The sequence below is a fragment of the Dyella sp. 01N448 genome (assembly GCF_056399225.1).
Map to the genome: position 1 here is coordinate 389,929 of NZ_JBFTQX010000006.1, position 16,274 is coordinate 406,202.

At 64.1% G+C, this 16,274-nt stretch carries 9 protein-coding genes; 8 read left to right on the top strand and 1 reads right to left on the bottom strand.

Annotated elements, in window-relative coordinates; all coding sequences use genetic code 11:
* The first annotated feature begins 5 nt into the window (after positions 1-5).
* The 7 genes from AC1DKY_RS13795 (at position 6) to AC1DKY_RS13825 (ending at position 14,314) form a co-directional block, all read left to right on the top strand.
* Positions 6-1,037 carry an MraY family glycosyltransferase gene (locus AC1DKY_RS13795; protein ID WP_441604147.1) on the top strand — a complete coding sequence of 344 codons (1,032 nt, stop codon included), beginning with the start codon at positions 6-8 and terminating at the stop codon, positions 1,035-1,037.
* Positions 1,024-2,919 carry a polysaccharide biosynthesis protein gene (locus AC1DKY_RS13800; protein ID WP_441604148.1) on the top strand — a complete coding sequence of 632 codons (1,896 nt, stop codon included), beginning with the start codon at positions 1,024-1,026 and terminating at the stop codon, positions 2,917-2,919. The genes AC1DKY_RS13795 and AC1DKY_RS13800 overlap by 14 nt, the downstream gene beginning before the upstream one ends.
* Positions 2,920-3,792: a UTP--glucose-1-phosphate uridylyltransferase GalU gene (galU, locus tag AC1DKY_RS13805; RefSeq protein ID WP_441604149.1), complete on the top strand. Its 873-nt coding sequence runs from the start codon at positions 2,920-2,922 to the stop codon at positions 3,790-3,792.
* A gap of 325 nt (positions 3,793-4,117) precedes the next feature.
* On the top strand, positions 4,118-10,144 hold the full coding sequence (locus tag AC1DKY_RS13810; RefSeq protein ID WP_441604150.1) for an alpha-2-macroglobulin family protein: 6,027 nt from the start codon (positions 4,118-4,120) through the stop codon (positions 10,142-10,144).
* 51 nt (positions 10,145-10,195) lie between these two features.
* Positions 10,196-12,589 (top strand): penicillin-binding protein 1C, encoded by a 2,394-nt coding sequence (pbpC, locus tag AC1DKY_RS13815; RefSeq protein WP_441604151.1) that lies wholly within the window; start codon positions 10,196-10,198, stop codon positions 12,587-12,589.
* A gap of 88 nt (positions 12,590-12,677) precedes the next feature.
* A complete protein-coding gene (locus tag AC1DKY_RS13820; protein WP_441604152.1) occupies positions 12,678-13,967 on the top strand; it encodes an NAD(P)/FAD-dependent oxidoreductase in 1,290 nt (429 codons plus the stop codon).
* On the top strand, positions 13,964-14,314 hold the full coding sequence (locus tag AC1DKY_RS13825) for a tRNA-binding protein (protein WP_441604165.1): 351 nt from the start codon (positions 13,964-13,966) through the stop codon (positions 14,312-14,314). Before AC1DKY_RS13820 ends, AC1DKY_RS13825 begins: the two co-directional genes overlap by 4 nt.
* On the opposite strand, the gene AC1DKY_RS13830 is transcribed toward AC1DKY_RS13825, so the two are convergent.
* A complete protein-coding gene (locus AC1DKY_RS13830) occupies positions 14,315-15,589 on the bottom strand; it encodes an MFS transporter (protein ID WP_441604153.1) in 1,275 nt (424 codons plus the stop codon).
* 70 nt (positions 15,590-15,659) lie between these two features.
* Here AC1DKY_RS13830 and AC1DKY_RS13835 point away from each other — a divergent pair, with 70 nt between their 5' ends.
* The gene (locus AC1DKY_RS13835) at positions 15,660-16,271 is read left to right on the top strand and encodes a TetR/AcrR family transcriptional regulator (protein WP_441604154.1); all 612 of its coding nucleotides are present in this window, start codon (positions 15,660-15,662) and stop codon (positions 16,269-16,271) included.
* Positions 16,272-16,274: the final 3 nt, after the last annotated feature.

Sequence of the window (16,274 nt, forward strand, 5' to 3'; positions counted from 1 at the left end):
CAAGGATGACTCCCGCTACGCTGGCGTTAGGGATGGTGCTGGCCGCGTTGGTGATTGCGATGGTGGTCGTCCGCGGCGCCATCGCCTACGCGCATCGCCGCGGCATGATGGACATGCCCGGGCAGCGTCGTTCCCATACGGTCCCCACGCCTCGTGGCGGTGGCATCGGCATCGTCGTGGCGGTGCTGCTGACCATGCCGCTGAGCCTCATCATGCTGCCGGTGGCACTGCCGCCGGTCGTGGTGGCAGCGTTCGCCGTGACCACGCTGCTGGTCGCTGCGGTGGGTTGGTGGGACGACCATCGCTCGCTGCCGATCCTGCCGCGCTTTGCCATCCAGCTGTTGGCGGCTGGCTTGTTGGCGATGGCGCTCGCGATCACCGGGATGTCCTGGTGGTGGGTGCCGGTGCTGGTTCTCGCCGGCGGCTGGAGCATCAACCTGCACAACTTCATGGACGGCATCGACGGCCTGCTGGCCCAGCAGGTGATCTTCGTCGGGGTGGGATTGGCCCTGTTGGCCTCTGCAGCCGCCCAACTGGCCTTGGCGACGGCCTGCGCCTGCCTGGCCGGGGCGGCCCTGGGTTTTTGGGTCTTCAACCGGCCCCGGGCCCGCATTTTCATGGGAGATGTGGGCAGCGGCACCATGGGATTGCTGATTTTCGCCCTGACCGCAACGCTCTGGCGGGTCGATTGGCACTTACTGTGGCCTGCTTTGATCCTCAGTTCATCTTTTGTAGCGGACGCTAGCCTTACTCTGTTGGCTCGTATGGTCAGTGGCCGCCGTTGGTACACTGCACACCGTGAACACCTGTACCAGTGGATGGTACGCAGTGGTTTCACGCATGCCACGGGGGGGGCGTGCTATCTGGCCTGGAACGTGTTGGTGGCAGCGCCCTTGGCGCTCCTCGCATGGGCCAGGCCAGCGTGGTCGGTGCCGGTCTTTACCGGTACCTACCTGATAGCGACCGCCGTCTGGATATTCATGAAGCGCCGTAGTCTGCGGCGTGTTTTGGACAAGGGTCGACATGTCGCTACGTAATTGGGTCGGTGTCATTCATCCGCGTACGGCCGTGGTCCTCCACGACCTGCTGATGGCTGCGCTGGCATGGTGGATCGCCAAGGCCCTGCGCTACGCCATGATCGACAACGCGGCGATCAGCTTCCACGCGCTGGAGTTTCCGCTGGTCCTGCTGGTGCAGGGCGCGGTCCTGAGCTGGACCGGCCTGTACAAGGGCGTGTGGCGCTTTGCCAGCCTGCCGGACCTGTGGAACATCCTGCGTGCGGCGATCATCGGCGCGCTCGCCATCGCGGCCGTGCTCATCCTCTACAACCGCCTTGCCGATGTGCCGCGCTCGGTGCTGCTGGTGTACCCGGTGGTGCTGTCGGTCCTGCTCGGCACACCGCGCCTGGCGTATCGCTTCTGGAAGGACAGCCGGGTCGACCTGTTCCAGGCCAAGCCGGCCCAGCGCGTGCTTATCGTGGGTGCCGATCGCGCCGGCGAGGCGCTCTCGCGCGATCTGCATCGCGACAACGGTTTCACCGTGGTGGGTTTCGTCGACGACAAGGAAAGCCTGCGCGGCGCCAGCATCAATGGTCGCCCGGTGCTTGGTCGCATCGACCAGATTCCCGAGCTGGCACGCGAAGTGGCTGCACAGATGCTGCTCATCGCCATGCCTGGCGCCACCACCCAGGAAATGCGCCGGGTGGTGGAGCTGTGCGATCTCAGTGGCCTGCCGTATCGCACCGTGCCCAAGCTGGAAGACGTGGTTTCCGGTCGCGCGCACTTCAACGAGATCAAGGAAGTCGCCATCGAGGATCTGCTCGGCCGCGACACCGTGGAGCTCGATTGGACGGCCATCCGCGTCACGCTTACCGGTCGCCGCGTGCTGGTGACGGGCGGCGGCGGTTCGATCGGTTCGGAGCTCTGCCGCCAGGTCGCGCGCCTGGGAGCGCAGGCCTTGTGCGTGGTCGACAACTGCGAATTCAATCTCTACCGGATTTCGCAGGAGTTACGCGCCGAGTATCCGGAACTGATCTTTGAAGGCGTCCTCGCCGATTGCGGCGATGTCGCCGCAATGCGCAAGCTGTTCGGCGAATACAAGCCGCAGGTCGTGTTCCACGCCGCGGCCTACAAGCATGTGCCGATGTTGCAGGGCCAGTTGCGCGCCGCGTTCCGAAACAATGTGCTGGCCACGCGCAACGTGGCCGACCTGGCGGATCGCCACCAGGTGGAAGCCTTCGTGCTGATTTCCACCGACAAGGCGGTCAACCCGACCAGCGTGATGGGCGCCTGCAAGCGTCTGGCGGAAATCTGGTGCCAGAACCTCAACGAGCATTCCAATACGCACTTCATCACGGTGCGCTTCGGCAATGTGCTCGATTCGGCAGGTTCGGTGGTGCCGCTGTTCCGCGAGCAGATCCGCAACGGCGGCCCGCTCACCATCACGCATCCGGAAATCTCCCGCTACTTCATGACCATCCCCGAGGCCTGCCAGCTGATCCTGCAGGCAGCCAGCATCGGCAAGGGCGGCGAGATCTTTGCGCTGGACATGGGTGAGCCGATCAAGATCCGCGATCTGGCCGAGCAGATGATCCGCCTGGCCGGTCGCAAGCCGGGAACGGAAATTCCCATCGTCTACACCGGTCTGCGTTCCGGTGAGAAGCTGTTCGAGGAGCTGTTCCACCCGCTCGAGAATTACATCGAGACGACGCACGTGAAGATCTTTCTTGCGCAATACCGTCCGGTGAAATGGGATTTGCTCAACACGCAGATGGCCAAGGCAGCGGACGCTGTGGTGGCTTACGACGAGGATACGCTGCGTCAATGCGTCTCCAATCTGCTGCCGTCGTTCCGCTGGAGCGATTCGGTGCAGATGGATAACGTGGTGACGCTGCGTCGTAATGAATCAGGAGAGAAGTGAGTGAGTAAGCCGTTGCGCAAGGTCGTGTTTCCTGTCGCCGGTCTCGGCACGCGTTTTCTTCCCGCGACCAAGGTGGTTGCCAAGGAAATGCTGCCGGTGCTGGATCGTCCGTTGATCCAGTACGCCGTCGATGAAGCGGTGGACGCTGGCGCGGACACGCTGATTTTCGTCACCAACCGCTACAAGCACGCCATCGCGGACTATTTCGACAAGGCCTACGAGCTGGAAGCGAAGCTGCAGGAAAAGGGCAAGGACGAATTGCTCGCACTGGTGCAGGGCACCTTGCCCAGGCACGTGCGCGCCATCTTCGTGACCCAGCCCGAAGCGCTCGGTCTGGGGCATGCGGTGCTGTGCGCCAAGCCGGTGGTGGGCGACGAGCCGTTTGGCGTGGTGCTGCCGGACGACCTGATCTGGAACAAGGGCAAGGGCGCGCTGCGCCAGATGGCCGAGCTCGCCCAGTCGGCCAACGCCGGCGTGATCGCCGTGGAAGAAGTGCCGCACAGCGACACCGACAAGTACGGCATCGTCGATGCCACGCCGGTGGACGAGCGCAGCGCCAAGATTCGCCACATGGTGGAAAAGCCCAAGCCGGCCGACGCGCCGTCGAACCTGGCCGTGGTCGGCCGCTACGTGCTGCCGGGTCGCATTTTCCAGTTGCTCGAGCAGACCACGCCCGGCGCCGGTGGCGAAATCCAGCTGACCGACGCCATCGATGCCTTGCTCAAGGAGCAGGGCGATGTGCTGGCGTACCGCTTCGAAGGCACGCGCTTCGATTGCGGCAACAAGGCCGGCCTGGTCCGCGCCACCATGCACATGGCCTTGCAGGATCCCAAGCTCGCGCCGGTCGTGCGCGAGATCATGGCCACGCTCTGATCTTTGCCTGACGTACCGGCCCCGGCCGGTACCTCATCTGGCCTTGCGCAACGCGGGCCGGGAACAGTCTCAAAGGGCGGGCGGCGCCGATGCGTCGCTGACGCAACCATGCCAGAATCCTTGCCGCGCTTTGCCATCTTTGGCGCGCAAGCTGTTCGTGGGGTAAGCCGGTGATGTTGAGTCCGCTTCGCAAGAGGCGGGCGTTTTGGCGCACCTGAGCTGCACCGAGACCGGCTTGCCCGAGGAATGTTCTGATCGATTGCGCGCGTCAAATCGATCACAGTGTCCCCAGTCGTGTTCATCGGATGAAGAACGGGAAGGCATCATGGATCTGCTGCGATTTCTGCTGTTGTTGCCCTTGCGCCTGCTGCGCGGGCTACTGACGGGCCTGGGCCTGATACTGCGTCCGCTGTTCGGACAGGTCAGCTGGTCGGCGCCCACCTGGGTGCCCGCGACCGGCGGCTGGATTCGCCGTCGCCCGGTGCATGCCGCCGGCGCACTGCTCGCGGCCCTCGTACTCGCCGCCGCGGGGTGGTTCGGCTGGCAGTGGTACAAGAATCGTCCCCAGCCGGTTGAGCCAACGCGCATCACGCTGAGCGCATCGGCCCCTTCCATCACGGACTATACGAAGCAACCGATCGTCATCAGTCCGCTGATGGTGACGTTCTCCGGGTCAGCTGCGCCCATCGAGCAGGTGGGCAAGCCGGTTACCGCCGGTATTGCCATGCAACCGGCAGTAAAGGGGCAGTGGACGTGGGTCGACGATCGCACCTTGCGCTTCGTCCCCGCCGAGGATTGGCCGGTCGGCAAGCACTACGAAGTGCGCTTCGATGTCGCCAAGGCGTTCGCCCGCCAGGTGCTCATGGCTGACGACCACTTCGAGTTCGACACGCCGGCATTCGAGGCCAAGGTGGAGCGGGGCGAGTTCTATCAGGATCCGCAGGACGCCACCGCTAAGAAGACCATCCAGCCGGTGACGTTCAATTACCCGGTCGACACCGCCGATTTCGAGAAGCGCATCGAAGTGGGCCTGATGCAGCGCGGGTCCCGCGACGCGCCGCTGAAGTACACGGTCACCTACGACCAGTACAAGCTGCATGCCTGGATCCACTCGCAGCCGCTGTCCTTGCCGCGCGACGAAAGCGCCGTGGCCTACACCATCGCCAAGGGAGTGCGCAGCGCGCGTGGCGGCGACGCCACCGCTGCCGAGCTGAAGACGCAGGTGCGCGTGCCTGGCCTTTACAGCCTCACCATCGACGGCATCGAGCCGACCCTGGTCGACAACGAAAAGTACGAACCCGAACAGGTGTTGCTGGTCAATGTCGGCGGCGCCGTTCGCGACACCGAGCTGGCTGGTCTGATCAAGGCGTGGGTGCTGCCGCCGCGCAAGGCCGCAGAGCAGCAGGATGACGATGCGCCGCCGTATCCGTGGAGTGAAGGGGAAGTGGGCGAGGCGCAGCTGCGCCAGAGCCAGCCGCTGAAGCTTGAGATGGTGCCCACCGAGAATGACTACGACGCCGTGCAGAGCTTCAAGTTCCACGCGTCGCCCGGGCAGCGTGTGTATGTGCGGGTGGACAAAGGGCTGAAGACCTTTGGTGGCTACATCCTGGGCAAGCCCTATGGCAGCGTCGTCACGGTACCCAACTATCCCAAGCTGCTGCGCTTCATGGCGGACGGTTCGCTGTTGTCCATATCGGGCAGCAAGCGTGTCTCGGTCGTGTCGCGCAATCTTCCCGGCATGCGCGTGGAGATTGGTCGCGTGCTGCCGGATCAGCTGCAACATCTGGTGAGCCTCAACCAGGGTTCGTACGCGCATCCGGACCTGAGCTACGCCTTCAGCGAAGACCATATCGTCGAGCGCTTTGAACAGAAGCGCAGCTTCCCCAAGGACGATCCGGCCAAGGCCCATTACGAGGGCGTCGACCTTGGCCAATACCTGAAGGAAGGCAAGCACGGCGTCTTCCTGTTGCACCTGTCCAGCTACGACGCCGTGGCGGAAAAAAAGCAGGAAGACGCTCGCAAGGCTGCGCAGAACGAACCGCAGGCAGCGCCCACCAACGATGCGTCAGGCGACGAATCGGAAGATGGCGAAGCTGACCAGGGCGAGATGTCGAACGATGACGATGGCAGCGTGCCTGCGGCTGACACGCGCATGATCGTGGTCACTGACCTGGGCATGCTGGTGAAGCGTTCGCTGGATGGCAGCCAGGATGTGTTCGTGCAATCGATCCGCTCCGGCCAGCCGGTCGGCGGTGCCTCGGTATCCGTGCTGGCGGTGAACGGGCAGACGCTGTTCAGCGATACCACCTCGGCGGATGGCGTCGTGCATTTCCCAAGCTTCAAGGGGCTGGAGCGTGAAAAGCAGCCGACGCTGTATGTGGTGAAAAAGGGTGACGACTTGTCGTTCCTGCCCATTGGCGGCAGCAGCAGCTATGACCGCAAACTCGACTTCTCGCGTTTCGACGTGGGCGGCGAGCGCAATGCGCAGAACGAAGGCCAGCTGTCGGCCTACCTGTTCTCCGATCGCGGCATCTATCGACCGGGCGATACCTTCCATGTGGGACTGATCGTGCGCGCTGCCAGCTGGACGCGCAGCGTGGCGGGCGTGCCGCTGCAGGCGGAGATCGTCGATCCGCGCGGCATGACAGTGAAGCAGTTGCCAATGTCGATGGACGCCACCGGTTTTGGCGAACTCGACTACGCGCCCGCCGAAACCGCGCCGACCGGTACCTGGACGGTGAACCTCTACATCGTCAAGGACGGCAAGGCGGCTGCGCAGATCGGGAGCACCACCGTGCAGGTGAAGGAATTCCTGCCCGATCGCATGAAGGTCGAAGCCAAGCTCGCCGGGCAAGTGACCGAGGGCTGGGTCAAGCCGGACCAGATCAAGGGCGTGGTCGACGTGATGAACCTGTTCGGCACGCCCGCCGCGAATCGTCGCGTGGAAGCGTCGGTGACGCTGCGTCCGGCATGGCCGGCATTCCGCAGCTGGCCCGACTATCACTTCTACGATGTGCGCCGCGCCAAAGAGGGCTATGAAGACAAGCTGCAGGACGGCAAGACCGACGACAAAGGCCATGCCGAGTTCGATCTGGACCTGAAGAAATACGCCGACGCCACGTATCAGCTGTACTTCCTGGTCAAGGCGTACGAGCCCGAGGGCGGTCGCAGCGTGGCCGCGGCAGCGCAGACGCTGGTGTCGAGCAACGACTGGGTAGTGGGTTACAAATCCGTCGACAACCTCGATTACATCAACCGCGATGCGTCGCGCAACGTGCATCTGGTGGCGATCGACCACACGGCCAAGTCGATGGCGCTCAAAGAGCTCAAGGCGCGCCTGATCGAACGTCGCTATATTTCGGTGCTGACCAAGCAGGACTCGGGCGTCTTCAAGTACCAGTCCAAGCTCAAGGAAGTGCCGCTCAACGAGCAGCCGCTGTCGATTCCGGCCAACGGCATGGATTACGCGCTGCCGACCGACAAGCCGGGCAACTATGCGCTGGTGATCGTGCGCAGCAGCGACGGCGTGGAAGTCAATCGCGTCGAGTACTCCGTGGCGGGTGCGGCCAACGTGTCGCGTTCGCTGGATCGCAACGCGGAGCTGCAGCTCAATCTGAGCAAGCAGGATTACGCGCCCGGCGAATCGGTGGATATCGCCATACGAGCGCCCTATGCGGGCAGTGGCCTGATCACCATCGAGCGCGACAAGGTCTATGCGCACGCCTGGTTCCACGCCGATACCAGCAGCTCTGTGCAGCACATCACCGTGCCGGCGGACTTCGAGGGCAACGGCTATATCAATGTGCAGTACATCCGCGATCCTTCCTCGGATGAAATCTTCATGAGCCCGCTGAGCTATGGCGTGGTGCCGTTCTCGGTCAATCTGGACGCACGCCGCAATGCCATCAAGGTGGATGCGCCGGCGCTGGTGAAACCCGGCCAAACCGTCACGTTCAAATTGAGCGCCCCGCAGCCGACCCGCGCCGTGGTGTTTGCCGTGGACGAAGGCATCCTGCAGGTGGCGCGCTACAAGCTGGGCGATCCTCTGAAGTTCTTCTTCCGCAAGCGCATGCTCGAAGTGGGCACCTCGCAGATCCTCGACCTGATCCTGCCCGACTTCGAGAAGCTGATGGCGATGGCCGCACCCGGCGGCGACGCCGACGGCGCGATCGGTCGCCAGCTCAATCCGTTCAAGCGCAAGCGCGACAAGCCGGTGGCGTATTGGTCCGGCATCGTCGAGGTGAATGGCGAGAAGGATCTCACCTATCGGGTGCCCGACTACTTCAACGGCAAGCTGCGCGTGATGGCGGTGGCGGTGTCGTCCGATCGCATCGGCACCTACGAGGGAGGCACCACGGTACGCGGCGACTTCGTGCTCTCGCCCAATGTGCCCACGACGCTGGCGCCGGGTGACGAAGTCGAAGTCAGCGTGGGTGTTGCCAATAACCTCACCGGACTTGGCGGCAAGCAAGTGCCCGTGGCGGTGACCTTGAAGACAGGGCCGCAGCTGCAGGTGGTCGGCGCGCCGAACCAGAGCTTGAATCTGGGCGAGATGCGCGAGGGCGTGGTCACGTTCCGCGTCAAGGCGACCGACAAGCTCGGCTCCGGCAACCTGAGTTTCACCGCGGGCTATGGCGACAAGTCGGCCCACCAGAGCGTAGACGTTTCCGTGCGCCCGGCGTCGGCTTATCGCACCCAGGTGGATGTGGGCCGCGTGGATGCGGGTACCAAGCAGGATCAGCCGGATCTACGCCGCCTGTTCACCGAATATGCGTCGCGTGATGCGGCCATTTCCAATATCCCGGTGGTGTTGTCCAGCGGCCTGACCACGTATCTGGTCAATTTCCAGCACTACTGCAGCGAGCAGATCGTCAGTTCCGCCATTCCCAGGCTGGTGCTGTCGAAGTGGCCGCAGGTGAAGGTGTTTGCGGATGCCTTGCAGCCGGCGATGAGCGGCAAGAAGCTCAGCAACGAGGAAGCCTTGACCCAGTTCCTGGACGTGCTGCACTCGCGCCAGAACGGGCAGGGCGGCTTCGGCCTGTGGTCGGCGACGCCGGACTCCAATCCGTTCGTGTCGACCTATGCCATGCACTTCATGCTGGAAGCACGCGATCGTGGGGTGGAGATTCCGCGCGACATGTTCGATGCCGGCAACAAGTACCTGCATCAGCTGGCCAGCGACGACACGCTCGATGGGCTGGATCTGCTGCGCCAGCGCGCGTATGCCGTGTACTTGCTGACCCGCCAGGGCAACGTCACCACCAACGACCTGGCTGCCGTGCAGAAGCGTCTGCAGGATGCGTACCCGGATCAATGGAAAAGCGATCTCGCCGCTGCCTGGCTGGCGTCCTCCTACCAGTTGCTCAAGCAGGACAAGCAGGCTGCGCAGCTGATCGCCGGCCCGCAGAAACTGCTCGAGCGCAGTGCGGCCGACAAAGACTATCGCTACGGCTATTACTACGACTCGTTGATCCGCGACGCGAGCACCTTGTACCTGCTCAGCAAACACTTCCCCGAGCGCACCCGGGCACTGTCGCCCCGTGTGATGGAGAACATCACCGAGCCGCTGGAACGCGGCTGGAACAACACGCTGTCCTCGTCGATGGTGCTGCTGGCGCTCGATAGCTACGCCTCGCAGAACACCACGCAGCTGGACAAACTGCGCATCGATCAGGTGCACGCCGACGGCGCGGTCAAGGCCATCGCCGCGCTGCAGGGCAATCTGCTGCAAGCGGGCAGTTGGGATGCGGACGCCAAGCGCCTGCGCTTCACCAACGACAGCACGCTGCCGGCGTGGCGTGTGGTGAGCCAGGGCGGCTTCGATCGCGATCAGCCGTCCAAGGCGATCAAGGACGGGCTGGAAATCACCCGCGATTACACCGACGTCAACGGCAAGGCGATCGACAAGGTCACCATCGGTCAGGAAATCGATGTGCACGTGAAAATCCGCGCCACCGACGATCGTGGCATCGACAACGTGGCCATCGTCGACTTGCTGCCCGGCGGTTTCGAACCGGTGATCCAGCCGCCGCCGGCGGTGACGGATCAGCAGCAGGACGGCAGCGAGCAAAACGACGCCGGTGGCGATAGCGAGGTCAAGGCCAGCGCCTGGCGTTCGCCGATCGGCGTAGGCAACACCAGCTGGGCGCTGCAGTACACCGACGTGCGAGAGGATCGGGTGGTGCTCTACGGCACGGCCACGCCGGAGGTGGGCGAATTCGTCTACCGCATCAAGGCGACCAATGCCGGCAAGTTCATCGTGCCGCCGGCCTATGGCGAGGCGCTGTACGACCGTCGCGTGCAGGCGCGCACGGCTGGCGGCGTCACCCTGGAGGTCGTCCGTCAGCCTTGAGGAAAGCGGAGCGCCCATGCCAGCGCATGGGTGCTCCCACGGACACGCCGCATGACCACGCCGCCGCTCATCGCCCGTAGTTGCCGCGCTCTGCTTCGCTGGATCGTGCGCTGGCAGAATGCCTTGGTCGGCGTCGCGCTGCTGGCGGCATTGCTGGTGGGAGTGCGCGTGTGGCCGCACCATCCCCTGAGTGCCTGGCTGCCGTCGTCGACCGCGGTGTACGACGCGCGAGGCCGATTGCTGCGCCTCACGCTGGCCAGCGATCAGCGTTATCGACTATGGGTGCCGCTCAAGGACGTATCCCCCGCATTGGTTGACGGCGTGCTGCTGCACGAGGATCGCTGGTATCGCTGGCACCCCGGCTTCAATCCCTATGGGCTGATGCGTGGTGCCTGGGTCACCTATGTGAGCCATGGCAATCGGCAGGGCGGTTCCACCGTCACGATGCAGCTGGCACGCTTGCTCTGGCGGCTCAATACGCGCACGCCCGCAGGCAAGCTGCAGCAAATCGGCCGTGCGCTGCAGCTGGAACTGTTTTATTCCAAGGATCAGATTCTCGAGGCGTATCTCAACGCTGCGCCGTACGGACGCAATGTTGAAGGCGTGGGTGCTGCGAGCCTGGCCTACTTCGACAAACCCGGCGATGCGCTGAGTCTGCCCGAAGCGTTGACGCTTGCGGTGATTCCGCAGGATCCAAGCCGACGGCTGCAGGCCGGTGCGGATGCGCCGGATCTGATTAGCCAACGGCTCAGCACTTCGCGCAATCGCCTCTACGCGAAATGGAAAGCGCTGCATCCCAAGGACGCGAGTCTGCAGCCGCTGTTCGCCTTGCCGTTGCGCCTGCGTCCGCTATCCAAGCTACCGTTCGAAGCACCCCATGCCGTGGATCAGGTACTCGCCGAGCGCAGGGTGCTGTCCAGCGATACGGACAGTCGCGTCACCACCACCCTCGATCTCGATCTCCAGCACGTGCTGGAGCGGCAGGTCGATCACTACGTCGAGCGCAACAGCGGTCGCGGCATTCGCAATGTGGCAGCCATCCTGGTGGACACGCGCGACATGGGCGTGAAGGCAATGGTCGGTTCAGCCGACTACGCCAATGCGGATATCCAGGGGCAAGTGAACGGCACGCTGGCCAAGCGTTCGCCGGGTTCAACGCTGAAGCCCTTCATCTATGCGCTGGGATTCGACAAGGGCGTGCTCCATCCACAGACGGTTTTGCGGGATGTGCCGACCGCGTTCGGCCCGTACGCGCCGGAGAATTTCGACGGGCACTTCCTCGGGCCGGTGACCGCCACCGAGGCCCTGGTGCGCAGTCGCAATATTCCGGCTGTGTGGGTGGCGTCGCAGCTCCAGCAGCCGAGCTTCTACCAGTTCCTGCGCGATGCCGGCATCAGTCGCATGGCGAGCGAAAAGCATTACGGACTCGCCCTGGTGCTCGGCGGCGGCGAAGTGACCATGCAGGAGCTGGCCGGCCTCTACGCGATGCTCGCCAATCGTGGCGAGCTGCGCCCACTGCGCTTGCTTGCGACCAACGCGCCCAGCAATGGCACGCGCCTGCTCAGCGAAGAGGCCAGCTTCATGGCGATGGACATGCTGCGGCAGAATCCGCGGCCGGACGAGACCACCGGTGCGCAGCCGGATCGTCTGCCGGTGTATTGGAAGACCGGCACATCATGGGGCTTTCGCGATGCATGGACGGCTGGCAGTTTCGGGCCGTACGTGCTGGTGGTCTGGGTCGGCAACTTTGATGGCAGCAGCAATCCCGCCTTTGTCGGCGTCGACGCGGCGGCGCCGTTGTTCTTCCAGATGGAAGACGCCTTGCGCGCCGCGCAGCCGCAGATGAGCGAACCCGTGCGACATATGCCGGCGCAACTTCGGCGCGTGGAGATCTGCCTGGCGAGCGGCGATCTGCCCAACCAGTGGTGTCCGCAACGCGGCATGACGTGGTTCATCCCCGGCAAATCGCCAATCCGGGTAAGCCAGGTGCACCGCCCGGTGGTGATCGACGATGACACCGGCAAGCCGGCCTGTCCACCGTATGCGGGCAAGCGGACGCACGTGGAGGTTTACGAATTCTGGCCGTCCGAACTGCAGCGCGTGTTCGTGCAGGCCGGTATCCCGCGCCGCACGCCACCGCGTAACGACAGCTGCGTACTGAGCGGCGTGGACGGCGAGCCTCCGTCGATCACCTCGCCTCTGCGCGGCAGCATCTACGCGCTGCGCCTGAAGTCGAACGGCCAGGATCGCATCGCCTTCAGCGCCAACGCGGACGCTTCGGTGCGCGAGATGTACTGGTTCGTCAACGATGCCTACGTGGGACGCAGCGCGCCCGGCGAGTCGATGTTCTGGCAGCCGGCCAGCGCAGGCAACTACGAGGTGCGCGTGGTCGATGACCGAGGGCGCAGCGACCTCAGGCCCTTGGGCGTGAACGTGGTCGACTGAGGCGTCGTGATCATCGGCATGGCCCAATGACATGCCGGGGCTGCGCTATGCTTGATGGCCCGACCCGAGACAGCCACACGTCCATCGCATGACTTCGTCACCGGCCGCTTCTTACTACCTCGCCACGGCGACGCCATACGCGCCGTACGCTCCGTTGCAAGGCAAGACCGATGCGCGCGTGGCGATCATCGGCGGCGGTTTTGCCGGCCTGCACACGGCCCTCGGCCTGGCCGAACGCGGCGTCCGCGATGTGGTGTTGCTCGAGCGTGAGCGCGTCGGCTTCGGTGCCTCCGGGCGCAACGGTGGTTTCGTCTTTGGCGGCTACTCGCTGGGCGAGCAGGCGCTGCTCGACCAGCGCGGACAAGAGGCGGCACAGGCCCTGTTTCGGCTCACGACCGAGGCGGTGACGCGTATTCGCCAGCGCGTCGCACAGCACGACATTCCCTGCGACCTGGTGGACGAAGGCATCATCTGGGCCAACTGGTTCCGCGATCCCGCCGTGCTGCGCCAACGACAGGAACTGCTCGCACGCCACTACGGCGTGAGCTGGGAATGGCTGCCGCAGCACGAGTTGCGCGGGCGCGTGCATACCACGCGTTACTACGACGGCCTGTACGAACGCGATGCGCTGCATCTGCATCCACTCAACTTTGCCATCGGACTTGCTGGCGCAGCGGCGGCGCAGGGCGTACGTGTTCACGAGAATACCGATGTATGGCAACTGCGGCGGGAGGGCACGCGCTGGCGGATCGAAACCGCGCAGGGTTCGGTCCACGCCGATCAGGTCGTCCTTGCGTGCGGCGGTTATCTGGCCGGGCTGCGCCGTCAGGTCGATCGCGCCATCCTGCCCATCGCCACTTATGTGATGGTGACGGAACCGCTGGGCGACCGGATGGCGGATTGCCTGGAGACGCGGGCGGCTGTCTACGATTCGCGCTTTGCCTTTGACTACTACCGTCCGCTACCGGATAGCCGCCTGCTGTGGGGCGGCCGCATTTCGGTGCGCGATCGCTCGCCGCGTGCGGTGCAGGCATTGCTGATGCGCGACTTGCTGCGTGTGTTTCCGCAACTGAAAGGCGTGGGCGTCGATTACGCGTGGTCCGGCCTGATGAGCTACGCGCGCCACCAGATGCCGCAGATCGGCAGCAGCGGCGACGGTTTATGGTGGGCGCAGGCGTTCGGTGGGCACGGCCTGGCACCGACGTGTGCGGCAGGCGACCTGCTGGCTTCGGCGCTGGCCGAGGGCGATGACCGCTGGAAGCAGTTTGCTCCCTATGGCTTGGCGCCCACGTATCGACCGTTCGGCTACATTGGCGCGCAGAGCAGTTATTGGTGGCAGCAGAGCAAGGACTGGTTCAAGACGAGGTTGGAAGGATGAGCGGCATAAACACAGTCAACGAAATCAGTTGGGCCGATTTCGAAAAAGTGTTGATCGTCGCCGGCACCGTGACGCGCGTCGAGCCCTTTCCCGAAGCGCGCAAGCCGGCGTGGAAAGTGTGGGCGGATTTTGGACCCTATGGTGAGAAGAAGACCAGCGCGCAGGTCGTGAATCTCTATCGCGCCGAAGATCTGCTCGGACGCCAGATTGTCGGCGTGATCAACTTCCCTGAGAAGCAGATCGGGCCTTTTCGCTCGCAGTTTCTGCTCACCGGGTTCCACACCGATGAAGGCGTGGTGCTCACGGCGATCGACCGACCCGTTCCCAACGGCACCCGGCTTGCCTGATCACGCGGGCTGCAACGCGGGTTGCAGCGGCGAGCGACGCCGTATCATCAAGGCCAGTCCCGCCGCGATCAGGCCGGTCACGCCTGCCACCACGAACGGCTGCAGGTAGTCGCCGTTCTGCGTGCGCAGCGCACCTGCAAAGAACGCGGCGCTTGCGGCACCGATCTGATGACCGGCGGCCACCCAGCCAAACACCACAGGCGCATCGCGATCGCCAAACGCTTCAGAAGCAAGGCGCAACGTCGGAGGCACCGTGGCGATCCAGTCCAGGCCGTAGAACATGCCGAACAGCGACAGACTGGTCAGCGAGAAATCGGAATAGGGCAGCCAGATAAGCGATAGCCCGCGCAGGCCGTAATAGACGAACAGCAGCTTGCGAGGATCGCAGCGATCGGTCAGCCACCCCGACAGCGTGGTGCCGACCAGGTCGAACGCACCCATCATCGCCAGCAGACTCGCCGCGCGCACTTCGGGAATGCCATGGTCGCCGCACATCGCGATGAAGTGCGTGCCGATCAGGCCGTTGGTGGTGAAGCCACAGATGAAGAACGTGGCGAACAGGAACCAGAACGTGCGCTGCCTGGATGCCGTCGCCAAGGTTCCCAACGCGATGGCGAGCAGGTTGCGACGCGGTGCGGTGTCCACCTCATCTTCAGTCGCGCCATAGGGGCGCAGACCGATATCCGACGGACGCTCCGGCAGCAGCCACCAGGCGAGTGGGATCAGCAGGGCGCAGCCCGCAGCGACAGTCCACACCACCGGCCGCCAGCCACCATGTTCGGCAATCGCTGCAAGCGCCGGCAGGAAGGCGAGGGTGCCGGTAGCCGTGCTGGCGGTGAGCAAGCCCATCATCAAACCGCGATGGGTGATGAACCAGCGATTCACCACGGTGGCGCCCAACACGATGGCCACGCAACCCGATCCAATGCCGGAGAACAGTCCCCAGCTCAGCATCAGGTGCCAGGGCTGCGTCATCCAGGCGCTGGCAGAGATGGACAGCGTCATCAGGACCAGGGCCGCGATCAAGGTCCGGCGCACGCCTACGGCCTGCATAAGCGCTGCTGCGAAGGGACCAACCATGCCGTACAGGAAGATGCCCAGGGCGGCCGAGAGGGAAATCGTGTCCCGGCTCCAGCCAAAGGCCTTGCCCAGGGGAAGGATCAGCACGCCCGGCGCAGCGCGGACGCCGGCGGCGGCGAGCAGGGCGAGAAAGATCACGCCGGCAACGACAAAGGCGTACTTCTGGCCGAAGGGACGGGTGCGCTGTATAGTCATGTTACCGACCGGTACGTAGAATGGGCGAATCGTACGTACCGATCGGTAACATTGTCAACCCTGATCAGCCATGCCGACCAAACGCAGCCAGACCCCGCCGACCGAACCCACCTCCGACGCCAAACCCAAGGCGGCCGAACGCATTCGCCGTACCGCGCGCGAACTGTTCTATCGCGAAGGCATCCGCGCGATCGGTGTGGAAGAGATCGTGACGCGCGCCGGCGTGACCAAGCCCAGTCTCTACCGCAGCTACGCGTCCAAGGACGAACTCGCCGCCGAATACCTGCGCGACTACGAAGTGGCTTTCTGGAAAGTGTTCGAGGCTGGCGCGCAAATCCATCCCGATGATGCGCGGGCACAACTGATGGCGTACTTCGAAGGGCTGGCTCAACGCGCCACCCAGGCAGGCTATCGCGGCTGTGGATTGACCAACGCGGTGGTGGAATATCCCGGCGACGATCATCCCGCGCGCAAGGTCGCCGAGGAACACAAGCAGAAGTTGCGCGAGCGACTGATCGAACTGTCGACGGCGATGGGAGCGAAAGATCCGGCACTGCTCGCCAATGGCCTGCTCCTGCTGCTCGAGGGTACGTATTCCTCGGGCCAGCTATTCGGACCGCATGGCCCCGCTGAATCGCTGGTCAAAGTCGCCAATCAGTTGATCGACGCATCGCGGCCTTGATCT

Bases quoted from the DNA above. Each gene is read 5' to 3' on its own strand.
- AC1DKY_RS13795 (WP_441604147.1), top strand. From the start codon at position 6: ATGACTCCCGCTACGCTGGCGTTAGGGATGGTGCTGGCCGCGTTGGTG.
- AC1DKY_RS13800 (WP_441604148.1), top strand. From the start codon at position 1,024: ATGTCGCTACGTAATTGGGTCGGTGTCATTCATCCGCGTACGGCCGTG.
- AC1DKY_RS13810 (WP_441604150.1), top strand. From the start codon at position 4,118: ATGGATCTGCTGCGATTTCTGCTGTTGTTGCCCTTGCGCCTGCTGCGC.
- pbpC (WP_441604151.1), top strand. From the start codon at position 10,196: ATGACCACGCCGCCGCTCATCGCCCGTAGTTGCCGCGCTCTGCTTCGC.
- AC1DKY_RS13820 (WP_441604152.1), top strand. From the start codon at position 12,678: ATGACTTCGTCACCGGCCGCTTCTTACTACCTCGCCACGGCGACGCCA.
- AC1DKY_RS13825 (WP_441604165.1), top strand. From the start codon at position 13,964: ATGAGCGGCATAAACACAGTCAACGAAATCAGTTGGGCCGATTTCGAA.
- AC1DKY_RS13830 (WP_441604153.1), bottom strand. From the start codon at position 15,589: ATGACTATACAGCGCACCCGTCCCTTCGGCCAGAAGTACGCCTTTGTC.
- AC1DKY_RS13835 (WP_441604154.1), top strand. From the start codon at position 15,660: ATGCCGACCAAACGCAGCCAGACCCCGCCGACCGAACCCACCTCCGAC.